Source organism: Faecalimonas canis, assembly GCF_054601575.1.
The window spans coordinates 31,807-55,325 of record NZ_BAAHSI010000003.1; the positions used below are offsets into that span (position 1 = coordinate 31,807).

Below are 23,519 nucleotides of genomic sequence, written 5' to 3' on the forward strand. Positions count from 1 at the left end.
GTTGAGGATATGCTGGGATTTGTGATTTATGGGATTGGATATTTCGTATGTACGTTACTTATTCAATATATGCTTTTTAAAGTTCGGAAGAATCATAATCATGGACCGAATGGGGTATGGGTTGGAACCAGAGCGATTATAGTTTTATGTGTTATTGGCATTATAAATCATAAGATTGGTTATCTTGCGGCAATATTGGGTTTTATCTGTGCGGACAAGGCAGGTAAGGCTGTGGGATGGCATTGATTACAAATAAGAGTAGAGAGAATGAGTTATGAGTAGATTTAAACAGGGACAGGTAATTACTTTAAAGTCTGATAAGAGTATTACCGGTGCAATAGTGAATATTATGGAAGGATATCCAGAAACAAGATATCAGGTATTTACAACAGCCGGTATGCAAACATATTATGAATCACAGATTGATATTCAGGAATCTGATGAAGAAATGGAGAAAGTGGATGCAGAGAGATTCAATGCAGGTCTGACTGCGTCTTTGATTCGCAATCCATCTATATCTTCATTGTATTCTTTAAATACAGCTAAGATTGACTTTATTCCACACCAGTTTCGACCAGTTCTTAAATTTATACGTGCGGACAGACCACGCCTTTTAATCGCAGATGGTGTTGGTGTCGGAAAGACGATAGAAGCAGGATTGATTCTTCGAGAACTGCAGGCTAGAAGAAATTTAGATTCAGTATTGATTATCTGTCCTCGTCCGTTAGTCTCTGAACGGAAATGGGAAGAGGAGATGAAACGATTTGGCGAGGAATTTACGGCATTGGACGGAGATTTATTCCGCCATTGTATTAATGAACTTGATATGGAAGGAGAATGGCCTGAAAAATATAAGAAAGCGATTATCCCGTATTCCTTGTTTGATGAAAGTAATGTATTTGGAAATAAAAAACATAAAGGTCTGATGGAAGTGGATCCACCGGAGTTTGATCTGGTAATCGTCGATGAAGCACATCACATTAGAAATACAGCGACTTATGGCTATCGTGCCGTTAGTCGGTTTTGTGATGCAGCAGAAGCCGTAGTTTTATTAACGGCAACCCCTGTTCAGCTTCAATACGACGATTTATTTGTTTTATTGAATCTTTTACGTCCAGATTTGATTATCGACAGAAAGACATTTCAGGATATGGCAGAGCCAAATCAGTTCATCAATATGGCTTCAACGTATGTCAGGGGATTTAAAGAGGGATGGAAAGAAAACGCTTATGAACAGATTATAAATGCCTGTAATACTTCCTGGGGGAAAAAAGTATTTCAGGGTAATCCGACAATGGAAGGAATTATACGTGTACTAAATCAAAACGAAATATCTGTTGAAGAAAGAGTACAACTGATTTCTGATATTGAAAATATGCATACATTTTCAAATTTAATCAGCCGTACAAGGCGTCGGGACATTGGAGAATTTACAATACGTAAGCCTTATACAGTTACAGTTGAATTTACTCCTGAACAGAGAGAGTTACATGATAAAGTATTGGAGGTCGTGCATGAGATTTTCTCTACGATTCATTGTACGGATAATACAAAATTCATGATGACAACGATTCGACGTCAGACAGCTAGCTGCCTGTTTGGATTAGCACCAATGTTGAGAAGTATTCTTTATAGGCATCTGTATGAAATTACAGACAATGATGATGAATCTATTGATCTTTCTGCATTGAATCATGATAAATCACTTTCTTCAATTCAGGAACAAATAGAAGAAATTTTAGAGATTGCTGACACACTGCCGGATGAGGATCCTAAGTTTGATGCGTTAATGGAGATTGTTAAGAAAAAACAAACGGAAACTAAGAATAAACTAATGATTTTTAGTAGTTTCCGTCATACGTTGCACTATTTATATAACAAACTAACAGAGCAAGGCTTGAGAGTTGGCTTAATTCATGGAGATGTCATAGATGAAGAAAGACGTGAATTGAGAAAACGTTTTAATCCGAATCAGACACCTTGCGAGGATAAAACGGCCTTGGATATCCTATTGTTTTCGGAAGTTGGATGCGAAGGATTGGACTATCAATTCTGCGATTGTATGGTGAATTATGATCTTCCGTGGAATCCGATGAAAGTGGAACAGAGAATTGGTCGTATTGATCGTAACGGGCAGACCAGTGAAAGTGTTGCTATTTATAATATGGTTACGCCGGGAACAGTAGATGCAGATATATATGAAAGATGTTTGATGAGAATCGGAGTGTTCCATAGTTCAATTGGAGATTGTGAAGATATTCTGGGAGAAATTACAGGTGAGATTAGGAAGCTGGTTGATAATTTCCAATTATCTGATGAGGATCGTCGTGAGAAAATGCAGCAGATGACAGATAATAAAGTCCGGTTTCTCAAGGAACAGGAAGAACTTGAGGAAAAACAGAGGGACCTGTTTGGAATCCACGTTCCGCAGTCTGCTTTTGACAGCGAGCTGAAAAATGCTACGAATTATTGGCTTTCATCCGAAAATATACAGAATTTAGTACAGTGCTATTTAAAACAAAGATTGGAAGCCGATAAAGAATATATTCTGGGTACAAAGGAATTGAAAAAATTACGTCTATCTCAAGATGCCAGAATGTCACTCCTGGATGATTTTAAACGAGCAAAATTGCCACGGAATGAAATCAATAAGTTGTGGCGCAGATGGTTGGAATCCGGAGAACAGTTAATGGAGATTACTTTTGAGAGTAAATGTTGGAAAGAAAATCCGTCAGCAACGTTGCTTTCAATTACGCATCCCCTTGTAAAACTTGCAGCAGATTATTTACAGAGTAAGGGGAAAGTTGTGACCTCATTACGTGTGGAATCGAATCAATTTGCTGCTGGGGTGTATCCGTTTGCAATTTATCAATGGAAATTATCTGGAGAACGGGAAGATATTCAAATGACTCCGGTTTCTTCCAATACGAATTTAAATAGGATATTGTTCGAATTGTTAAAGCAAAGTTGTGGAGTAAACTATTTAGCGGACATAAAAGAAGAAAGTTGGAAAGCGGTAGATGCAACACATCATAGCTTTTGGACTGCGGCTTTAAAAGAACATAAAGAAAAAACAGAAGAAATGATCAATTATAAAGAAGCCAGTCTGCGTACAAGTCATACTGCACGTATGAAGTCACTAGAAGATGCATTGAAGAATAATAGTGGTAAGAAGAACTATATTCAGATGATGACTGGAAAAATTCGTATTGCTCAGGAAGATTATGATTTACATATGCATCAGCTTGAAGATGCGAAAAGCAAAGCAGATATATTATTTGAATTATTGGCATATGGAGTTCTTGATGTAGAACCCGACTCACAAAAAGCGGTGAATCAGTCGATGCTTGATACTATGAAGTATATACGGGATCAATATGGATTGGAAATATTGGAGTCACCAAGAAGATTACTTGGATTAATATCAGATTTGGCACCTGAGCAGTTTAATGAAAGACGAAAATTAAAACTGTTATTTGATATAGGCGTGGTTGATCAGTTAAAGAGTAATCCGGAAAATATAGAAAGAGTAATCCAAATGACAGAAACGGAGTTAGGATTTACTGAGGAAGAAACGAAAAAATACATACAATATCTGACAGTTTTTATGGAGAAGGATAGTAAAAATGGAGTTATATAAACAAATTAGTGATGCGAATAGAATCAAGTACGGTACAGAGGCTGAAAAGATTCTGCGGATCATTATTAACCAATACAGTGATAGAACGCATTTTATTTATGAAATCCTGCAAAATGCTGAAGATGCTGGAGCTACAAGAATACAATTTCATTTGGAGAAAGAAAAACTGGTTATTGAACATGATGGACGTCCCTTTAATGAAAAAGACATTGAAGGCGTATGCGGTATTGCAAACGGTACAAAGGAAGATGGAACCAGAATCGGACATTTTGGAATAGGATTCAAGTCGGTGTATTGTTATACGGAACACCCATATATTTATTCCGGCGAATATCATTTTGTAATTCAGAATCAGTTATTTCCCAAGGAAGTACCAGGTAGTCAAGAGATTGCTTACGATGAAACATGCATGATTCTGCCTTTTGATAAGGGGGAAGTTCCTTCTAGTATTGCATATCAGGAAATTAGAGATGCTTTAACGAAGAAAATAACGGCTGAAAGCATCATTATGTTAAATCAGATTTCGGATGTGAGGATAAAAATTGACGGATATCCGGAAGAAATAGAAATAAATAAAGCAAAATACTCTTTAGATAAAAAAGCATACGCAGATAATGTATTTGGATTGAGTATGAACACGACGATAACGAATACTCGTTCTAAACAAACTAGAACAAAAGATGCAGATTATTTGTTTTTTACAGATGCAAATGCGGAAGCAACAGCAATTATATTCCGGGTAGAAGGAAAAGAGCTGAAGGCAATTAAGAATAGTAAAATATATGCGTTTTTCCCGACTGCAAAAGAAGCACATCAGAATTTTTATATACATGCACCATTTGATACGACACCGGCAAGGGATAATTTCAAAGAAGGTGCAGAATATGGCAAGCATAATATTGAATTGATAAAAGCAGTAGGAGAATTGATATGGTTTGCATTCCAATGGATGAAAAATCATCAGTATTTATCAGTATCTGGATTTAATACAGTTTTTCCTGTTTATGAGTACGAAGCAGATGATGTATTGTATGGAATATACCAGAACAGTATAGACATGATCCGTGAAGAGGCTTTATTACCAACAAATGTTCCTGGAGAGTTTAAAAAGATTCAGGAAATCTGTGTACCACTATGGGGGATTATAGTAGATACTTTTGACGATAATGATCTCAGAGCATTAAGAAGAAAGAGAAATATAAACTGGCTGGCAAAAGAATTTTCTACGGAAGCATATCGTGATGTCAGAGCCTTTTTGAATCAAAACTTTAAACTTGAGACGTTAGAGTGGAAAGATTTAGTCTTGAATATGGATGCATTCTTCCTGATCCAGAAACAGTTGTCTTGGATGGAAGCACTAATGTCAAGAATTGAAAGCTACTGTATAAAAAGGGCAACCTACGACAGTCATTATATTGATGTTTCTCAGATACCTTTTGTAAGAACTGTAAGTCAGGAACAAATTTGTGCCCGTGATGAACATGGAAAATTACAGGTTTATTTGAACAATCCAGACATTGCAAAGTATCGAATAGAAAGTACATTTATAAAAAATGAGAGTATCCGGAGCTTTTATAGGCGTGCCCTCGAAATACCGGAATACAATATTGAACAGGAAACGATTGAAAACATACTTCCTAAATATGAAAGTGCAAATGTAAAATTTAAAACGAAGGATCCAATAACAGAAAATATTGACGATCTGAAAGTTATTAAGGATGCTATTTATACAAATACATCTATTTTGGAACGGATAAAAGATAAATACATCGTTACAGACGGTAAGAACTGGTACCGGCCCGAGGAGATGTATCTTCGTTCCAATGACACAAGAAGCGGCTATGCATTAGTTAAGGGTATTGTAAGAATCAAATATCTTGCAGATACTTATTTCGATGGAACGATAAGGAGTCTGAAATTAGATGAAGACTTCTTTAAAAAGATTGGATGCAATGCAGGAATTCGTATGATACCTGCTTCAAGGGACGAATATTTACGTGCTATTCGGAAGTATTGTGGAGCAAAGGCAGAGTCTGATTACCGAACTAACATTTTCTTTAAAACTTATATATCAAAGAAATTGGATTGGTCTTTTAATTATGAGGGATTTCCAGATATCTTTACTAATATGACAAAAGAAAAATCATTAGCGATTGCCAGGTTTTTAAATCCAAATGCAATGAACTTTGATATTCAAGGGGAATTAGTGGCAGCAGACGATCAGCATTTCAGTGGGAAAAATGTAGAAAGTATGATGGCTTACTCTATGCTTGGTTTGCAGCTGTGCTACGAAAAATGGATTTATATACAGGGAGATCCTTTTCCACATACACCTCTTGAAATTGATAAAGAAGATTTGCTACCTGAGTACAAGACAGCCAAAAGACTGATGGCTATTTTACCGTTTAAAGAGGTAAAAAGTGCGTTGACAGAATGGCTGGATGCAAATATAGATGATAAGTCTGATTTAAATCTGATAAAACATTACCTTTCAGATCCAGAAGCATTAGCTAAAGTTGCGAAAGCAATGGCAAAGAATGAAGCTCAGATGGAAGCAAAGAAAAACAAGGTAAAATCAGCAAAAGAACTAATTGAACAAGGGGATAGAAAACAGAGAGAATCGGGAAAAGATGACAGGGAGTTGGAAATTTCACCGATATCTGAGAAAGGAAAACTGAAAAGAGAGCAAAATTTGGATCGCCAATTAGCCGATTCTATGGATAATTTCATAAGTGTTGCAAGAGGTCTTTCATTTTCAAGCAGACCAAGTAATAAAGAAGAAAGAATATTCCTGGAGCAAGAATATGATGGCCATTGCCAGATCTGTTTAAAACAGATACGAAAATATAATGGAGAACATTACTTTGAAGCAATCAACATTATAAAATTTAGTAAACTACCAGAGAGGTTGGCAAATAGCGGGAAATACGGATGGAATTCGTTGTGTTTATGTCCAAACTGTGCGGCAGAATATAATTATTGCTCTAAGAAGATATCTTCTTTATATGATCAGGTAATGCAGATGGAAGTTGAACCAGGATCTGAGGAAACTTTAGATATTGGAATAGAGATGCCTGAAGGCAAAGCACGCAGGATTAGATACAGTCCAAGACATTTTATGGCATTGAAAGAGGCATTCAAAATATTTGCCGATGAAAAATAAAAGGGATTAGAAAAATGGCATTAAATTTCTTTAAACAACGGGATATTGACGAAATGGACGTAAATGATATTCCGGAAGAATTTATCAATTATTTAGAGACATTAGATGAAGCTGGGAAAATAGGATTATTAGCTTCAAGACCTGATATAGCTAAAGTATTGGGTGTGTCAGTAGAAGGCAGTAATCAAGATACAGCAAATACTACCGATGATTCTAGTGAAATAGTGCAGGAAGATGAAAGAAACCCGAAATCATCAGCAGTATTTGAAGAAGAACAAGACATACGGAATAGTGGGGATGTGGAACCGGATGTTGATGAACCTGAAGAAGTAGATGAAGAGTTTATAGCAATCCAGAATAATTACTATGAAGGAAAAAGATTAGCAGAAATATTGAAGGATAACATGGAGCCGCTGGAGGCATTAGCGATTCCGGATAAGACAGATAAATGTTTCATACATCGGGTTCCATTCAAAGAGAAACAAATTAGATATACGGGGAAAGGGGCAACATATGGTGTTGTCTTGAAAATATGTCCGCAATGTAATCGTATCTATTTGGAAGAATCAGGGAAAGAATATATTCATGAGGCATTAACCAAAAGAAATATTGCTCATACTTTTTATTCCTTGGAGACTAGCAACCAGTATTTAAGAAGTCAGATGAAGGCTTACGAAATTGCAGACCAGGACAAAATCTATATACCTGAAATCTGGACAGAAGACAATCCACTATGTCCTGTCCATGAGGAAGCACTTTTTGAAATTCCTTGTATAAAAAAATATAAAGATCGAAAAGTAGAGTTCACAGGATACTTTTGCGACAAATGCAATAAAATTCTTATGAGAAGTTCTTCTGTTGCGGAAATAGAAGATAATTGTGCCTTAAATGGTGTTCCGGTAATAGAAACAGAATCATTAGTTAAAAAGCGGCCGAAGAAACAGTTGATTAAAATGAGAGAAATAAAGCCGGACTATATCGTTGAAAACGGTAAACGTGAGATATATACGTATAGTCATGCTGCGGATTGCTTCAAGTTGACTGAGGAGGATACCGTAGTAGTATTAGATTCTATTTATTGTTCGCTGGAAGGACATAAAACAGAGGAAGTATTGGTACTGATTTGGGTAAATCAAAAAAAGGGCGGCAGAAAATCTTATATTTTTGTGGTAGGATATTGCTCGCAGTGTCAGAAGTATTATATGGATATTGATGATTATAATGTGATTTACTCTTTGGGAAGACCAGAAGTTACAATCATAAGTGATGTAAATGATGCAGATTATCAAATTACTTCAGGTGAAGTATTTAATTTGGAAAGAAATCACCTTAATAATATAGAGTCAGGAATTACTGGTGAGATTAAAGAAATTCATGGAAGCACGGATTACGTAAATCCATATGCAGTAGGTGATTATGATGACGGAAATTTATCCTTCGCAAAATCGCTCAGTGCAAATAAATACGGGAAAAGATTAGAGGAGTTAGAAAATTATATACCAAAGCCATATTCATACAGAGTGGATATTTCAGCAGATGGTGAGACAGAAACATATTATATCGGTGCATCAGATGTTATTTTGAAAGATGGTAAAAAGGTAATTTCAGCTAATAGTGATTTGGGATATGAGCTGATCAATTATCAGACCATAAAGGTTCATAAAGATGGAAAAGAATATGGCATTAAATTATCCAGACAATTTGATATTGATCAGGCGTCTTTATATGGATATGTGAATTTACGAACGGATGAGGATGTAATATTTCAAAGTGGTATTACGGATCCATTTCTGGTACGTGTGCTTAACATGCGTAAAAAACAGCATAGCCTTACAGATATTTTTGTAACCATTCAGGAAAATCAGAATAAGATTGTTAATACAGATTTTAATAAGAATATTATCGTACAGGGATGTGCAGGATCAGGAAAAACAATGGTTTTACTGCATAGACTTTCGGCACTAAAATATAAGCAACGGTATTTTGACTTTTCACAGAATGCTTTGATTTTGACACCAAACGAACAATTCAGCTTGCATATTAAAGGACTTGCAGAAGGTTTGCAAATAGGATCTGTACATAGAATATCTGTTGAGCAATACTATTTAGATATGCTTTTACAGTATGATTCTGCATTTAAACCGGAAAACAAAATTATTTCTGAAATGCAGGTACGTCAGGATTATGTGGATTACATTTATTCTGATCAATTTAAAAATGATTTTGAACGTGCATATAACGATATTCTGAAAAAGCGTAATGGATTAGTAGACATTCTGATTCAACTGCAGGAGGCGATGAATCAGGAAAAGAAAACTATTTCCTGGACTGAAGAGAGCAGATTTACAATCCAGATGAAATATAGTGTAGATGCGTTGAATGATCTGTTAAGAAAAAAAGAACAAGATTTTGCATCTGCCCAAGATAAAATTACAAAAGCAGAAGAACGTAGGGCATTTCTGGAAGATCGAATTCCTGCTTCAGAACAGTTTGCAAAGAGCGTTGTACAAGAATCTTTGCCAAGAGTTAATACCAAGATTGGTGAATACGTATTGGAAAAGCAACAGGAGATTGAAGTACTTAATAAGAAAATTCAGGAGTTACAGGAAGAATATGGCCGTATTCAAGGTGCATTGATTATTTTTGGAAAACGGGCAAAGCTGGAAAAACTGGATGCAGATATTGAAGAAGTCAAAGCCAAGGTAATTCCTTTACAGACGCAATTGGATGAACAAAAGAAGATTTTGTCCATGAGCAAGGATGGAAAGGAAGATGATGAAATCCTTGCATGGATGAAACAAGTCTCAGTATACGTTAAAAAAGTACAGGATGAAGTACGATTATGCAGTAATGCAAAAGATGAATATAGTCGTTTTTTCAATGAGTTGAGTGAATCTGATGATAATATTAAAGCAGCCTACGAAGAATATCATCGTGTTGAAGCAGAACAATATTCGGAAGAGATAAAAAAGACAATTCAATATCTGTACGAACAATTAGAAAAATATTCTTTAGTGAATATATATCAGCAAATATATGATGAATCCGTGCAGGGGTTCAAAGAGAAAAATGGTGTTAAAAGCATCACAGGAAAATGTCATAGATATGACTTGTATGTACAACTGATGTTTGCAATGAAGTATTTTAATAAGAAAATTGGAAATATGCAGTTTATATGCGTGGATGAGGGACAGGATCTGGCAGTAAATGAATATAGATTATTGTCGGAATTAAACCAAAATAATGTGGTTTTCAATATTTTCGGGGACACCAATCAGTTAATGAAATCTGGTAGAGGTATATCAGATTGGAATCTATTGCTATCGGAGCTTCAGGCAGAACAATATGTGTTGAATGAAAATTATAGAAATACGAATCAGATTACTCGTTTCTGTAACGATAATTTTGGACTTAAAACACTGCAAACAGGTGTAGACGGACCAAAGGTACGAGAAATCTCACGAAGAGATCTGGAGAAAGAACTTGCAGGGTTAATGGTAACAACCGAACGAGTTGCTATTTTATTACCAAGAACTGTACAAAAAATGAAATACCTTGATATGGATATTTTACCAGAAAACATACGAAATATGATAGGTGAAACAATGGATAATGGTTTTATATCTGTTATGTATGTTGATGAAGTGAAAGGTATTGAATTTGACAAGGCTTTTGTTGTAAGTGCAAAAATGCGTCGTAATGAAAAGTATATAGCCTATACCAGAGCATTATCAGAACTGATTATTGTTGTGGACGAGAGTATAGCAGAATATGATACAGAATCCAACAAAAATCAAGAAGCAAATACTAACAAAAAAGAGCATAAAACAGAGAGCAAGAAAAGAAAGTCTGCTGCGTTAAAATGGGATGGTAAAAAGAAACCACAGAAAGATGAAATAGTAGAGAAGTCATCAGTACAGGAGTTTTCAGAAGAAAGAGAGATTTTTTTGAATCAGATAGAAGTCGAAAACTCATCTCAATTTAAAGAACCTGTAAAGGAATTACTGGAGAATATTGAAAATTACTATAAGAAGTATGGAAAGCTTGATCTTCCCATAAGAGTAGCAGTAGATGGACAAAAATATTTATTGAAAGATAATTATGCACAATATGTTGTTGCCAGCAACCTAAAACTGCGAAAAGTAAATGCGATCTGTATAAAAAAAACGGATGAGATTCAAAGAAACCAGGATAAGAATATATCCGAGCAGAAAGAAGAACTGTTGCCTGGTGATCTAAATGAAGAAGAAAGAGTTGAACAACAATCAAGTGATCTATTACTTCATATATCCTGTATATACAAAGAGAAGAAAAATAAGTGCTACAATATTAACTGTGTTGAAAATGTAGGAAAAAGATGTGTGCAAGATGAAAAATGTGCTTTTTATATTGCGGCTACAGAGAAATTATCTGAATCAGAAAAGCATGAAATTGAAATGGATATAAAGAATGCAGAGATTTATCTTAGAAATAGTGAAACTGAAAAGCACAGAAAAATCACAACGACACAACCAGAATATTTTGATGGTATAAGAAGCATTCCTATAAATCAAATTGAAGTTCCACCATGTTTTAAAAAGAATAGGCCCGCAGAAAAGAAAATTGATTCTATGATTGAATATTATAAAGAACATGGACATTTTGATAAGCCTGTCACAGTTGTACTTCGGGATGATAAGTATGTGTTAAAAGACAAATTTTTACGATATCATGTCGGAAAAGAGTTAAAATTAAAAGAAATTGATGCAATATGTACAGTCGATCAACATTCAAAGGAAAGTGATGACAATGTGTGGTAGATATTATATTGATTCTGATATGGCAGATGAAATCGAAAAAGTAGTGCATGATATAGACCAACGAATTCGGCAGGAACATTTTGCAGGAGATATCTTTCCAACTAATGTAGCACCGATTATTGAAAAATCAGAACATGGATTGAAACTGGATGTCTGCAAGTGGGGATATCCAGTTTCACAAGGAAAGAATCTGGTTATAAATGCAAGAACAGAATCTGTTATGGACAAACCTTCTTTTCGAAATGGAATTCTCTATCACCGTATATTGATACCAGCAAGCGGGTTCTATGAATGGAATCGGATAAAAGAAAAAAGTGTATTTTCCAGATATGATGCACCAGTATTGTATATGGCTGGCTTCTGTGATTGGTTCGAGAATGAACGACGATTTGTGATTATGACTACAGCAGCCAATGAATCTATGATAAAAGTACATGATCGTATGCCGCTGATAGTGGAAAAAGGGCAGATGAAAGATTGGTTTGATGACAAGAAAATGGAACAGATTCTGCATCAGGTACCAGTTCAGCTAAAGCGAGAGGCAGAATACGAGCAACAGAGCTTATTCTTATAGTGGTTCAGAGGAGAAATAGAAGGATGCAAATATTTGTTGATGCAGATGCCTGCCCAGTGGTTGCGATCATTGAAAAAATTGCAAAAGAAAATAGTGTTCCGGTAACGTTGTTGTGTGATACGAATCATGTGCTGGCATCGGCTTATAGTGAAGTTGTTGTTGTCGGTGCAGGAGCAGATGCAGTAGATTATAAACTGATCAGTATCTGCCATAAAGGAGATATTGTCGTATCACAGGACTACGGTGTAGCTGCAATGGCATTGGGAAAAGGTGCTTATGCTATTCATCAATCAGGTAAATGGTACACGAATGATAATATTGATCAGATGCTAATGGAACGTCACCTGAATAAAAAAGCCAGAAGAAGTTCCCGTAAATGTCATATCAAGGGACCGAAGAAGCGGACGGAGGAAGATGATGAAAGATTCGCCCAGTCTTTTGAAAAAATGCTTTTGATGGCACGGGAGAAAGAAGGCAGATGAGGAATTATAGATGCAGAGGAACGACAGAAGCTATAAAGACTTAAAACAAAAACAGAAGAGTGCAATAGCAGATAAAACATACAAAATGTACTTGAAGTTTTATCTTGAGAATCAGCGAATGCCGGATGCTGCTGAAATGAAGGATATATGCAAAAGGTTGTTTACAGCAGTTCAATCGCTTGCTCCTAAAACGGAATATGAAGAATTTTATAAAATTGTCGAAAAGCGTGAAAAGAGTTATGAAGAACGTATCCTGAGAGACATTCAGAAGGGAATTACACTAGAAACATTTATGGCAAAAAAACATAAGAAAACGCCGGAAGAAAAAGCAACTGTTGCGAAACAAAAGAAGCAACAGAGGCGAGCAAAACGGAAAAAGAAGTAAGAGATCAGCTGAATACCGAGGAACGCATGATTATTTATGGCATTTTCTTTGAAAATAAGACACAGACACAGATGGCTGAGATTATGGGGATTGCCAATAACGGTATATCTATGGAGCAGGCATTTGAGAATATGCTTCTGAGTGTCTGAAAAAGTACTGGCAAGATTGAGGGGACTGTGTTAGAATGTCGGTAAGGACAAATTATGCAGACCCCTTTTATTACATGGATTTTCTGACGTAATAAAAGGAGGTAAGATATGTATCAGAATATCAATAAAATCTATCATGCCGCCATCTATGTCAGATTATCTAAAGAAGATGGCGATATTTCCAGTTCAGCAAAACTGGAAAGTAACAGCATTTCTAACCAGAAAGCTTTGATTCTGGATTTCCTGAAAGACAAAAAAGATATAGAAGTTGTTTCAGTCCGAGTTGATGATGGCTACTCAGGCTCTAATTTTGATCGTCCTGCATTCCAGGCAATGCTGGAAGATATCCGGCGTGGAATTGTAGATTGCGTAGTGGTAAAAGACTTATCACGATTTGGAAGGGAATATATTGATTCCGGGAAGTATATCGAGAGATTATTCCCGGCTCTTGGTGTGCGTTTTATTGCCATCAATGACAATTATGACAGTCTCAAGGGAAAGAATCAGGCAGACGAAATCATTATCCCATTTAAGAATTTAATCAATGATGCTTATTGCCGTGACATTTCTATTAAGATCAGGAGTTCTATTCGAAAGACCTTGCCAAAAAGAGCAGCAGCGCAAAAAAAGCTCTTTGGAAAAAAGGAAAATTTACAAGTGCCTGGGAACCGTATGGTTACAGAAAGTCAGAAGAAGACCATCATCAGCTGATCGTTGATGAAGAAGCTGCAGAACATTTGAAAAGTATGTGGAGAAGTTGTGTTCTATTATTGAGAAGTGGAATCTGACACAGTATGATGTGAAAGAGATTACTATAGAACCGGAGAAGTGGTACAGAGTCCGTAAGAGTTGGACAGATGCAAAGAGCCAGAAGGGTGCCTATAAGGTGCTGAAAAATGCAAAGGCTTGTGCAGATAAGAATGAAGGATATTCTGTTTTTGACTGGAATGGTAATGTGGTGTATGTACCATCAAAACCATCCGAGTCAGAACAGAAAAAGGTGTCTTATCGTGTACGTGTCAGCATTAAGAATCTGAATATCAGAAAAGGACCTGGAACAAATTATGATAAGATAGGTAAATATACGGGCATCGGTGTGTTTACCATTGTTGCAGAAGCGGATGGCAAGGGAGCAACGAAATGGGGCAAGCTGAAAAGCGGTGCCGGATGGATTAGTCTTGATTTTACAAATAAAATAATATTATAACGATTAAGCCCGTCAGAGTGTGAATTATAAGTTGTAATTCATTCTGACGGGCACTTTTTGTTTGAACTAGTTTTTAAAATTAAAAGGTTTTAATATATCAATGATTTTGGCGCGTGCAATTTGTACCTCTTTTGTTTCAGTATGTGAATACAATAAATCAATCATGCTTTTTAATATCTCTTCATTACTTAGACCAAAATCATCTATATAACAGTCCGAACTTTCTTGACCGATTAAATTAATACTAAAAAGAGTTTTGTTGTAGAGGTACTTTTTGAATGTATCAGGATAATATGTGGTCAAATATCTTGTAAATGAACTAAGGCTACGAGATGGATTTTCTAATGGCAATTTAGAGAAAAGAACCATTTTAAATTCTTTTTCGTCAATTTCTTCATCGGATATAGAGAGTTTTTTATTATCTCTTTTGAAAGCTAAGCCACCATTTATATTGTCAATAGCTTCAAAAAAAACATCTTTATATTCAGTAAAGATAATATCAGATTTGTTTCTCGACGGCGTTAATAGAAATGTATAAATGTACATAAAGCTGTCCTCCTTTTCTTAATAATAAGTATATCAGAATATATAAATAAATCAAGTAACAATTTAATTAAAATTCGTACTTGACAATTTGAAGGAGTGGAACTATAATGCAAGTAAGAATAGCAATTAAATACTATTGAAGTTGACGCAACCAAGAAGGGAGGAGAAGTAATGTCTGAAAGAGATTGGCAGATGCTACAGGATATGTTTTGTAATCTGACGGATGAAGAAATCGAAGACGAACTAGAAAGCATTGATGATTAAAAATGAAATGGGACAGAGAGGGAGGGTGTTCTCCCTCCCATAACTCAAGCTGTAAAAGATAAATTGGAGGTAAACATGAAGAAAAAACTTAGTATTCTTGAGGTTTCTGCTTGCTCAAATAAACAAGCATCAAAAAAATTAAAATTTGTAGGAAATACAGATGAGCGTATCGTATTTATGTTTCACAAAATTTTGCAAAAAGATGCATATGATATCATTTCTGTTCGAGATATATCATGGAGTGGATTAGAAAGAGTAAAACATAAACTAGGCGCGTGTGGATATAAACTTTATATACATAAAGATTGGGATAACATAAAGGATAAATGGAGATACAGTTGTTTGTCTGCTGTATTCTGCAGAGAAGATGTGAAGTTTGAACAATTATATACTTCGGAATGTTTTGATACAGTTTTTCGTTATGTATACGGAAAGATTGAACTTGGGGACAATGAAATTTTTTACAAGACAAGCCATATTCCTTGTGTAGACGATTCAAAATTTCACGTAAAGAACCAGATTAAACGAAAAGAAAGTATGCTTGTAGATGAAATAGAATTTCAAAAAAGCAAAGAAAATTGTCTAGCCATTTCTGCGGGTGACTTCAATGGAGCTCCTAGTACTGGAGATTTTTATTGTCAAGACTTATTCGACAACTTTTCTTTTGTTGATACAGCATTGGCGGATACATATGAGGATAAAATGCTTGATCATTGTTACATCTCAAAAGCTTTAAGAGACAGTGATATTGTAAAAGTGAAAACAGAGGTACTTAACGATTACTATATGTTATTTACGGATCATAAATTAATTACAATCACACTAGAAGCTGCATAAATTAATAAGATTATTGGAAGAAGTGCTTCGGTTTTACAATCGAAGCATTTTTTAAAGACTAAAATGATTGATATGTAATCTAAAGAAATGAAGAAACTTAAAAACGATAGTAGAAGAAAAAGAACAACTCAGGAAGATAAACTTGCCAGTGAAATGGCAGAGGTATGTGGGGGAATTGAGTTAAACTATACTTGTTTGATGAACAGGAGGTGAGTTCATGAATCAAATTGTCATTAGAACAAGCAAGAAACTGTATATAAAGGGGGGAAAGGTCTATCTATTCGATGTGAAATCAATGGTTGAGGCAATGGAGAAAAAGAAACAGGTATCTACAGCGTCAATATCAGAAGCATTAGAACTTGTTGCTGATGACGAAACCAGAAAGGAAAGAATGGCTTATAGGATTAAAAGCTTTTTAAGAGGGAATGAAGAAGTACTCGGAATAAATGCTATACAATTATGCGGACTTGCTTTTGCAGATGATGAAATGGCCTTTCTCAAAGAAATTGAGATAGAAAAAATAACACAAGCGTTGATGGAACATGAAAATGGTAAATATCTCACTCAAATAAAGGAAGTCTATAAAATGCTCTATGATGTTTTAAGTGAGATCGATGAGAGTTGTAATTATAATTTTGTTCCAGGAATGGAAAATGATAAAGCAAATGCATTTTCTTATTATGAGAAAAGAATAGATGTGATTCGAAACTTTGTGAGTACAAGATTCCTAGACAAAAGAGATGTCCGTGAGAAACTTGTTCGAATTATCGGAGAAACAGAGCGATTCGTAAAGAGTTATTCGATTCCTGGGGTCGTTCAACGCTGGAAGAATATTAATAAAAAAATTACATACTTCGATGTGGTTTATGATATCTGTACAGAGAACTATAAATTGTATTTGGCGATTTGTAATAAAGAAATTGAGTTTGAAAACAGAACATTGTTTATGTTCGATTTTCTGTCGACAGAAAAGGACTTTGAAGAAAGAACTGAGTACTTTTCTCGAATCGTGAAAGAAGTTGACGATGGTAATTTGCAGTACACATATGAAAAACTCTTCAGAAATGAATTATTGGCAACTCTGGAGAAAGTGTTTGAACACGATTTTCCGGAAATAAAATCAGAAATGTAAAATGAAGGAGGGATAGCATGGCACTAAATATTGTAATGGGAGTTTCTGGTAGTGGGAGAACACATTTCATTGAACATAATTTTAGTTCATGGAAGCATTTCTCCGTAGGTGATTATCAGAGAAAATTACGAGAAGAAACTGGTGATTTTGAGTTTATGGATTTCTTTGCACACAAACTATTGTTGATAAAGGCGAATGAACAAATCCAGGAAGATGTTATCGAGGCATTAAAGCAAGGAGAGAACGTAGCTTTGGAGCATACATATTACAAAGCGAAGAGGAGAGTTGCCTACATGGAGGAATTTAAAAAAGTAACAGATTCACCAATCCATATTTATGTCGTTATGCCTTCAGAGGAGCAGTTCAGAAATAACTTGATAGTTTCTCCGAAGCATAGTGAAAAAGACTTTGATAGATTATGGGCAGAAATGGATGCCATAGAAATGCCGAATATCGCTGAAGGGTATGACAAAATTTTTATTGTACGAGATGAAAAGGTCGAAGAACTTATTACAGAAATAGACCCAGATTTAATAGACAGAGTAAAAAAGGAACTCGCAGAAGAGGTTGCTTTAGAGGTGGCAAAAGAAAAAGAGAAGAAGGAACATCAGGAATTTCTAGAGCAGCTGAATGAACAGGGATTTTGGCACTACTGTGAAGTATGTGGTAAGAAAGAACACTTGACTCCTGAAAAAGCGTTCAACAAAGGCTGGGATTATCCACCTAGAATGGGCATGTTTGGAGTTTTAAGTCCTCGTACATGTGGAGAGTGTGGCATTACAGAAACACTTTGGTGGAAATTGGCAACCGACAAGAAAAAAGAACATAACATGGAAGATTTAACAGATGAAGAGAAAAAAACAATGAAGAGGATTCTTTTAGAACCATATAGTCTGCTAGAAGAAGAGGAGGATAAGTAATGGCAATCTTATTTGCAATCGTTGATCCCAAAGAAGGAAAGGTAATTGAGAATATATTAGGTTTGTATGAAGATCTTCTAACCATGTACGAAAAGGCTAAAAACTTAACTACAGGAGATGTGAATAATTTGATGGTTTGCAATGTGAAAGACGACGCAAAAACGGATGTGTTGATGGGAATGAATACTTTCATTGAAATAATGAGTAACACATATAGAGAACCAGATAAGAAAATTTTAAGTCAAATAGTAACCGAGCAAAGAAATGAGGATTTTATCGTCGCATTTCTTCAAGAATTTCTCAATCCGGTCAACAAGCTTGTGGGCTGAAATAATGCGATATGCTGATAGAGTGGTTGTTAATAAGAACGTCTTGTGAAGAGTACAGAAAGGGAATTAACTATGAGATATGCTGAATTACTTGAGAAAGAAATGTTTGATGATATAGTAGTTTTCTCGGTTTCAGAGCCAGGAGCTATGGGGCCAGGCGGTGTGATGACTTTTTATAAGAAAAATGGGGAGTGTTTTTCGGTGGATTACTTATCCGAAACAACCCCCTATGCAAGTATAAAAAATTTGTTCCCAGTTTTGAGAGAATGTTATTGGGATGGTCCAATGAGTACGGAGCTTGCGGCAGCAAGAACAATTATTATTGGTGATTCTTCTGATGATAAGGAAACGTGTGTACCAGAGGGATGGCGTCACATTTACTTAGATTTTGGAAATCATCTGGCAGTAAAAAAAGAATTTTATCAAGCAGTAAAAGAGGTTTTCGGAGATAAAAGCAATTGTGATATTACATTCTGGTGGGCAGATATGCTAGATGGAGCCCACTTTGCTTCAAAAATACTGGAGTTGGAAGAGTCTTACCATGAGCAGAAGAAAAAAGATGAAGTTCTTGCTAAAACTATAGCAGAATTACAAAAGAATTCCGAGTACATTAGGAAAGTAAAAGAGGCATCGGGGAATCTGGATAAGATGATGGATGTTTTAGAAGAATTTAGTGGTATTAGAATGTCATGGCTTGAACTGAAGCAGTTTGGATTCAGGCAAGCCGAAATGGATTAAAGATATAAGGTGGTGTTTGTATGGCATATTACATTACCGGAGATTGTCATGGAGAGTTCAGCAAGATTAAACTGTTTTGTAGGTTGTATAACCTCACCACTGAAGATGTGTTGATAGTGCTTGGCGATTTTGGATTGAATTTTTGGTTAGGGAAAAGGGATATTAAAAATAAAAAAATGTTAGCTCAGTTGCCCATTACGATATTGACTATTCATGGAAATCACGAGGCCCGCCCTTATGAACTAGATACATATGTTGAAAAACAGTGGAATGGTGGTACGGTCTACGTGGAGGAAAGCTATCCAAACATTCTTTTTGCAAAGGATGGAGAGGTTTATTCTTTTGGCGACAAGAAAGGTATTGCTATTGGTGGAGCATATAGTGTTGACAAGTATTATAGGCTTCTGACAGGGCGGCCTTGGTTTGAAAGTGAGCAGCCAACAGAAGAAATCAAACAGTATGTTGAAAACAAATTAACAGAAATCAATTGGCAGGTAGATTATGTTTTTTCACATACCTGCTCATTCGTGTATGAACCCACAGATTTGTTTTTGGATTTTATTAACCAGGCAGAGGTGGATAAATCTACAGAGGAATGGCTTTCCAAGCTTGAACGTAAATTAGATTACGAGAGATGGTATTTTGGACATTTTCATGATAATAGAGAATATCACCATGCAGAAATGTTGTACGAAAAAATCATTGAACTCGGAACTGATACAACTATGGTGTGCGTGGGCAGACCAAAGTATAAAAAGGGAGAGTTTGTTTCTTTTGATTTTGATAATGGGGTAGAGAAAAGCGAAAAATACGGAAGAATAGCTGCTGTTGATGCTTATGGGACTCTTTTTCAACAAAAAGAGGTTTCATATGACATAGTTGATAGTGAGGGTGTTCTGAATAAGCATATTCCGGAATCGGATGTGTCTGGTCTCAGAACGATTTAGAAAACTTATAATATGGTAATCAGAAAGAGAGGTGCCAAAGATGCTTATATATAAAGAAGCATTACTTAATCATACAGGTATCAAAGAATTATATCTGCCATTTGATACTGTAGAAGAGGCTAAAAAGAATATTTTAAAGATTGGATTACAGTATGGTTTTCCGCATATGTGGTTTAATACATTGGATAAACCCAAGAAAGAATATCTTTTAGTCTGTATCGGAACAGGCCATGAACATCCGGAGTTTACTCTTGATGATTATATTGGCAGTGAAATTGTTAATGGTGGAGAGTATGTTTGGCATTATTTACTTTTTGATAGAGAAGCCATGAAAATACAATTTTCCAATTCGCATTAGAATTAGTGAAGGGAGTGGAACCTATATGATCATTGCAGCATATGCCGGATGCGGGAAAACTACATTTGCAAACACACATTCAGATATATGTGTTGAAATTGCAAGTATGCCATACGCTAGAATATTGCCGGTTGTGAAGGAAGAAATTACTGGGGAGTTTGAACGAGAAAAGGCATCCGAATACCATGTCGATAATCCCATTTATCCATACAATATGATTGCGGATATTTTGGAGAAAGAAAAAGAGTATAAATATGTCATTATTCCGACCGTTCAGGCTGCAATTGATATTTTACAAAGAGATTATAACAGAAATGTAATATTGTGTTATCCGGAAGATAGTTTAGAAGCGGAGTATAGAGAACGATATTTAAGACGAGGGAACACGGAAACATTCTGTCAGATTTTTGCTGATGGAATGTCAGACTTTCTAAAAGAGTTGAGGGAGAATAAAGAGGCATATCATTTCCGCTTGAAAAGTGGAGAATTTTTGAACGACAAATTCAATGAGTTTGAAGATATCTGCAGAGAGTTCCCAACATCAAATGTTATCGCGCAAGAAAAAATTGAAAAATTAAAATGCGACTTACTTGAGAAAAAGAAGAATATTTGGGTTGCAATACATTTCTTTATGGATGAAGTGTTCTATCAAGTTAAAGATATCGATGATCTAGAAGAACGACAGTTTATTTATGATTTCGGAAAACGATTATATAAGTCAATAGAGGCACCGTCCATATTCTCATATGATTTTGATATACAAGAGGAAACAAAAAAGCTGCATTATTTTGTTCGAACGGTAGACAAAGAAGGTTTGATGCAAGCACTAGAAAAACATGAGAAAAAAGTGGCGAGGTACTTTAAATAATGAAATATGTGATATCGGATATTCATGGATGCAAAAAAGAGTATTTTAAATTGTTAGAGAAGATTCAGTTTTCTGATGCTGATCACCTATACATATTGGGAGATGTTCTTGATAGGGGATTTGATCCGATCGGTGTGATGCAGGATCTGATGAAACGTAAAAATGTGACCTTTATTTGGGGGAATCATGACTATCTTTTCTACTACTTCGTAAAAACACTGGGTATGGAGTTGACAGAGTTTCATAACGAAGGGGAAAAATGGGATTTTCGCTCATGGATTAAGGATGGAGCATTACCGACTGTAGATGGATTTTTAGAACTTGCTGAGGAAGAAAGAACTGCAATCTTTAATTATATTAGCAAAGCAAAATCTTATGTGACTATTAATTGTAATGAAAAAGAATATGTGCTTGTGCATACCGGGATTGCGGGATTTGAGGAAGACAAGCCTTTGGATACATACGATGTATTGGATTTCTTGAGTGAGAGAATTGATTATAGTAGGCGATATTATAAGGATGAAAATACGTTTGTTATTTCTGGGCATACACCGACACCGTTCATCCGTGCCGACAGAAAACCCGAGATACTCTTAGAGAATGGCCATATAGCAATTGACTGTGGTTGTGTTTACGGTGGACGGTTGGCAGCATATTGCATTGAAACAGGAAGTGCTACATATGTAAATAGATGTTAAATATGGTGGGAGATGAGGATGTACAAAATTACATTGTATGATGAAAATAATTGTTCTTTTATATCAGGAACTTCAGAATTCTTTGTGGATGATATCAATGAATTTGAAGAATTTTGGCTAAACAACCAAGTTGTCCCGAATGAACAGAAATCAAGATATAGAATGTCAAAATCCGGACATATTGTATCTGATTATTACGTTACAAATGAGTATTATAATATTTTTCAACACGATTTAAATGCAAAAATATTAAAAGAGTTTGATTTTAATTTTACAGATGAAATATTCAAATTACATAATTTCTATGGGTGTGAATCTATTTTATACACCAGAGCAGCAAAGATTAGGTTTCGGAAAATAATATTCAAGGAATATTTTTATTGGATTGGACGATACAAATTAATGGGTGTTTGTCTTGACGAATATTTGGTAAAAGGATATTGGAGAGAATGTAGCAACTGGGGCAATAAAATATTAAAAATGGTAAAACATTCTGATATTAGGGCGAGAGATTTGAACGGAAGGCGAAGAAGGGATTGTGGGAAGGATATTTTTGCGGAAGATTCTGTTGAAACGTGTTGTTGGATTACGGTAGCCAGTTCTAAGAACGAAGGAGATTTCCTGTTTGAAGAGGATGAACTATTGTCAAATGAAATAATTGATAGGCTCATGCGAGATGTTTTGGGAGAAGCGGGGTAAAAGATGGGAATTAGAGAAAATCTGAACTTAGAACGAAAAATGTATGTTCATTATGGTTCGGCTGATTTCGATAGAGATAGATTTAAAAAAGCAGAAAATGAAGAATATGATGTAAAGCCAAGAGGTGGTTTATGGGGGTCTCCAGTAGATTCTGTCAATGGATGGAAACAATGGTGCAGAGAGAATGATTTTTGTGAAATAAATGATGACAATTGTTTTTACTTTAGGATACGTGGGTGGCAGGTGTATGAGATTAGAACAGTGCAGGATTTGCAGAAACTACCACATATACAAATGTCAGAGGAACTGCAGAGATTTTTTGTATGGCATGACAAAATGTTGGATTTTGAAGTAATCATGAAGGATGATTGTTCATACTCAGCTCTCGATATAAAAATTGAAAAGGTTAGCGATGAACTTCCAGGATATGATTGTGATTGCATTTTAGTGTTGGATGATTACGACTTGGTTATAAACTATGATGCAAAGCGTCATAATAATCCGTTGACGGTAAAGGATTTATTACCCATGAAATGGTATAAAACCATACTGAGTGACATTGAGGTTTGCGGATTACTCCATACTCCTGATAATAAAGTATACATTTATTTCGAACAACCAGATGAGCATTATTCTTTTAAAAGCATAGTTGCCTGCATTTCAGATGGAAGAATTGTAGAAACTTGCGGGTATACAGAAAACGAAGCAAAAAGTGTTCTTAACGAAATATTGAAAGAGAAGGACGAGATAATCAAATATGTTATGGACCATAGGAAGGATTAAT

21 protein-coding genes and 1 pseudogene are annotated in these 23,519 nt (G+C 35.5%); 21 read left to right on the forward strand and 1 reads right to left on the reverse strand.

The annotated features are described in order from the left end of the window. The first annotated feature begins 9 nt into the window (after positions 1-9). The 10 genes and pseudogenes from ACYPXO_RS00490 (at position 10) to ACYPXO_RS00535 (ending at position 14,399) form a co-directional block, all read left to right on the forward strand. A complete protein-coding gene (locus ACYPXO_RS00490; RefSeq protein WP_459638793.1) occupies positions 10-246 on the forward strand; it encodes a hypothetical protein in 237 nt (78 codons plus the stop codon). Positions 247-274: 28 nt separating this feature from the next. Next, positions 275-3,640, forward strand: coding sequence for a DEAD/DEAH box helicase (locus ACYPXO_RS00495; RefSeq protein WP_459638794.1), 3,366 nt, complete (start codon positions 275-277; stop codon positions 3,638-3,640). Further along, the gene (locus ACYPXO_RS00500; protein WP_459638795.1) at positions 3,627-6,803 is read left to right on the forward strand and encodes a sacsin N-terminal ATP-binding-like domain-containing protein; all 3,177 of its coding nucleotides are present in this window, start codon (positions 3,627-3,629) and stop codon (positions 6,801-6,803) included. Before ACYPXO_RS00495 ends, ACYPXO_RS00500 begins: the two co-directional genes overlap by 14 nt. 14 nt (positions 6,804-6,817) lie before the next feature. Continuing rightward, positions 6,818-11,602, forward strand: a complete 4,785-nt coding sequence (locus ACYPXO_RS00505; RefSeq protein WP_459638796.1) for a helicase domain-containing protein — start codon at positions 6,818-6,820, stop codon at positions 11,600-11,602. Then, positions 11,592-12,176 (forward strand): SOS response-associated peptidase, encoded by a 585-nt coding sequence (locus ACYPXO_RS00510; protein ID WP_459638797.1) that lies wholly within the window; start codon positions 11,592-11,594, stop codon positions 12,174-12,176. The genes ACYPXO_RS00505 and ACYPXO_RS00510 overlap by 11 nt, the downstream gene beginning before the upstream one ends. Before the next feature lie 23 nt (positions 12,177-12,199). After that, positions 12,200-12,658, forward strand: a complete 459-nt coding sequence (locus tag ACYPXO_RS00515) for a YaiI/YqxD family protein (protein WP_459638798.1) — start codon at positions 12,200-12,202, stop codon at positions 12,656-12,658. Positions 12,659-12,668: 10 nt separating this feature from the next. After that, positions 12,669-13,043: a hypothetical protein gene (locus ACYPXO_RS00520; RefSeq protein WP_459638799.1), complete on the forward strand. Its 375-nt coding sequence runs from the start codon at positions 12,669-12,671 to the stop codon at positions 13,041-13,043. Positions 13,044-13,069: 26 nt separating this feature from the next. Continuing rightward, on the forward strand, positions 13,070-13,192 hold the full coding sequence (locus ACYPXO_RS00525; protein ID WP_459638800.1) for a hypothetical protein: 123 nt from the start codon (positions 13,070-13,072) through the stop codon (positions 13,190-13,192). 108 nt (positions 13,193-13,300) lie between these two features. After that, a pseudogene (locus ACYPXO_RS00530) lies at positions 13,301-13,781 on the forward strand (recombinase family protein); the annotation flags it as partial. 168 nt (positions 13,782-13,949) lie between these two features. Then, positions 13,950-14,399 carry an SH3 domain-containing protein gene (locus tag ACYPXO_RS00535; protein ID WP_459638801.1) on the forward strand — a complete coding sequence of 150 codons (450 nt, stop codon included), beginning with the start codon at positions 13,950-13,952 and terminating at the stop codon, positions 14,397-14,399. Between the two features lie 66 nt (positions 14,400-14,465). On the opposite strand, the gene ACYPXO_RS00540 is transcribed toward ACYPXO_RS00535, so the two are convergent. Beyond that, positions 14,466-14,945, reverse strand: coding sequence for a hypothetical protein (locus ACYPXO_RS00540; protein WP_459638802.1), 480 nt, complete (start codon positions 14,943-14,945; stop codon positions 14,466-14,468). A 339-nt stretch (positions 14,946-15,284) separates the two neighbouring features. On the opposite strand from ACYPXO_RS00540, the gene ACYPXO_RS00545 reads away from it, so the two are divergent. The 11 genes from ACYPXO_RS00545 (at position 15,285) to ACYPXO_RS00595 (ending at position 23,518) form a co-directional block, all read left to right on the forward strand. Further along, positions 15,285-16,046 (forward strand): exonuclease/endonuclease/phosphatase family protein, encoded by a 762-nt coding sequence (locus ACYPXO_RS00545; protein WP_459638803.1) that lies wholly within the window; start codon positions 15,285-15,287, stop codon positions 16,044-16,046. 217 nt (positions 16,047-16,263) lie between these two features. Further along, complete coding sequence (locus ACYPXO_RS00550) at positions 16,264-17,178, forward strand: hypothetical protein (RefSeq protein ID WP_459638804.1); 915 nt, start codon at positions 16,264-16,266, stop codon at positions 17,176-17,178. A gap of 17 nt (positions 17,179-17,195) precedes the next feature. After that, the gene (locus tag ACYPXO_RS00555; RefSeq protein ID WP_459638805.1) at positions 17,196-18,098 is read left to right on the forward strand and encodes an ATP-binding protein; all 903 of its coding nucleotides are present in this window, start codon (positions 17,196-17,198) and stop codon (positions 18,096-18,098) included. Beyond that, positions 18,098-18,427: a hypothetical protein gene (locus ACYPXO_RS00560; RefSeq protein WP_459638806.1), complete on the forward strand. Its 330-nt coding sequence runs from the start codon at positions 18,098-18,100 to the stop codon at positions 18,425-18,427. Before ACYPXO_RS00555 ends, ACYPXO_RS00560 begins: the two co-directional genes overlap by 1 nt. A 72-nt stretch (positions 18,428-18,499) precedes the next feature. Beyond that, positions 18,500-19,165 (forward strand): hypothetical protein, encoded by a 666-nt coding sequence (locus ACYPXO_RS00565; RefSeq protein WP_459638807.1) that lies wholly within the window; start codon positions 18,500-18,502, stop codon positions 19,163-19,165. A gap of 20 nt (positions 19,166-19,185) precedes the next feature. Beyond that, positions 19,186-20,112: a metallophosphoesterase gene (locus tag ACYPXO_RS00570; protein WP_459638808.1), complete on the forward strand. Its 927-nt coding sequence runs from the start codon at positions 19,186-19,188 to the stop codon at positions 20,110-20,112. A 40-nt stretch (positions 20,113-20,152) separates the two neighbouring features. Beyond that, the gene (locus ACYPXO_RS00575; RefSeq protein ID WP_009247326.1) at positions 20,153-20,470 is read left to right on the forward strand and encodes a hypothetical protein; all 318 of its coding nucleotides are present in this window, start codon (positions 20,153-20,155) and stop codon (positions 20,468-20,470) included. A gap of 25 nt (positions 20,471-20,495) precedes the next feature. Further along, positions 20,496-21,338: a hypothetical protein gene (locus tag ACYPXO_RS00580; RefSeq protein ID WP_459638809.1), complete on the forward strand. Its 843-nt coding sequence runs from the start codon at positions 20,496-20,498 to the stop codon at positions 21,336-21,338. Further along, positions 21,338-22,036: a fructose-bisphosphatase class III gene (locus ACYPXO_RS00585; RefSeq protein WP_459638810.1), complete on the forward strand. Its 699-nt coding sequence runs from the start codon at positions 21,338-21,340 to the stop codon at positions 22,034-22,036. Before ACYPXO_RS00580 ends, ACYPXO_RS00585 begins: the two co-directional genes overlap by 1 nt. Positions 22,037-22,054: 18 nt before the next feature. Next, a complete protein-coding gene (locus tag ACYPXO_RS00590; RefSeq protein WP_459638811.1) occupies positions 22,055-22,735 on the forward strand; it encodes a hypothetical protein in 681 nt (226 codons plus the stop codon). Positions 22,736-22,738: 3 nt separating this feature from the next. Continuing rightward, positions 22,739-23,518 (forward strand): hypothetical protein, encoded by a 780-nt coding sequence (locus ACYPXO_RS00595; RefSeq protein WP_459638812.1) that lies wholly within the window; start codon positions 22,739-22,741, stop codon positions 23,516-23,518. Position 23,519: the final 1 nt, after the last annotated feature.

Excerpts from the sequence above, each read along its gene's own strand:
- ACYPXO_RS00545 (WP_459638803.1), top strand. The coding sequence starts at position 15,285 with ATGAAGAAAAAACTTAGTATTCTTGAGGTTTCTGCTTGCTCAAATAAA.
- ACYPXO_RS00590 (WP_459638811.1), top strand. The coding sequence starts at position 22,055 with ATGTACAAAATTACATTGTATGATGAAAATAATTGTTCTTTTATATCA.
- ACYPXO_RS00560 (WP_459638806.1), top strand. The coding sequence starts at position 18,098 with ATGGCAATCTTATTTGCAATCGTTGATCCCAAAGAAGGAAAGGTAATT.
- ACYPXO_RS00555 (WP_459638805.1), top strand. The coding sequence starts at position 17,196 with ATGGCACTAAATATTGTAATGGGAGTTTCTGGTAGTGGGAGAACACAT.
- ACYPXO_RS00520 (WP_459638799.1), top strand. The coding sequence starts at position 12,669 with ATGCAGAGGAACGACAGAAGCTATAAAGACTTAAAACAAAAACAGAAG.
- ACYPXO_RS00525 (WP_459638800.1), top strand. The coding sequence starts at position 13,070 with ATGATTATTTATGGCATTTTCTTTGAAAATAAGACACAGACACAGATG.
- ACYPXO_RS00595 (WP_459638812.1), top strand. The coding sequence starts at position 22,739 with ATGGGAATTAGAGAAAATCTGAACTTAGAACGAAAAATGTATGTTCAT.
- ACYPXO_RS00495 (WP_459638794.1), top strand. The coding sequence starts at position 275 with ATGAGTAGATTTAAACAGGGACAGGTAATTACTTTAAAGTCTGATAAG.
- ACYPXO_RS00585 (WP_459638810.1), top strand. The coding sequence starts at position 21,338 with ATGAAATATGTGATATCGGATATTCATGGATGCAAAAAAGAGTATTTT.
- ACYPXO_RS00540 (WP_459638802.1), bottom strand. The coding sequence starts at position 14,945 with ATGTACATTTATACATTTCTATTAACGCCGTCGAGAAACAAATCTGAT.
- ACYPXO_RS00490 (WP_459638793.1), top strand. The coding sequence starts at position 10 with ATGCTGGGATTTGTGATTTATGGGATTGGATATTTCGTATGTACGTTA.
- ACYPXO_RS00550 (WP_459638804.1), top strand. The coding sequence starts at position 16,264 with ATGAATCAAATTGTCATTAGAACAAGCAAGAAACTGTATATAAAGGGG.
- ACYPXO_RS00575 (WP_009247326.1), top strand. The coding sequence starts at position 20,153 with ATGCTTATATATAAAGAAGCATTACTTAATCATACAGGTATCAAAGAA.
- ACYPXO_RS00570 (WP_459638808.1), top strand. The coding sequence starts at position 19,186 with ATGGCATATTACATTACCGGAGATTGTCATGGAGAGTTCAGCAAGATT.
- ACYPXO_RS00515 (WP_459638798.1), top strand. The coding sequence starts at position 12,200 with ATGCAAATATTTGTTGATGCAGATGCCTGCCCAGTGGTTGCGATCATT.
- ACYPXO_RS00580 (WP_459638809.1), top strand. The coding sequence starts at position 20,496 with ATGATCATTGCAGCATATGCCGGATGCGGGAAAACTACATTTGCAAAC.
- ACYPXO_RS00510 (WP_459638797.1), top strand. The coding sequence starts at position 11,592 with ATGTGTGGTAGATATTATATTGATTCTGATATGGCAGATGAAATCGAA.
- ACYPXO_RS00500 (WP_459638795.1), top strand. The coding sequence starts at position 3,627 with ATGGAGTTATATAAACAAATTAGTGATGCGAATAGAATCAAGTACGGT.
- ACYPXO_RS00565 (WP_459638807.1), top strand. The coding sequence starts at position 18,500 with ATGAGATATGCTGAATTACTTGAGAAAGAAATGTTTGATGATATAGTA.
- ACYPXO_RS00505 (WP_459638796.1), top strand. The coding sequence starts at position 6,818 with ATGGCATTAAATTTCTTTAAACAACGGGATATTGACGAAATGGACGTA.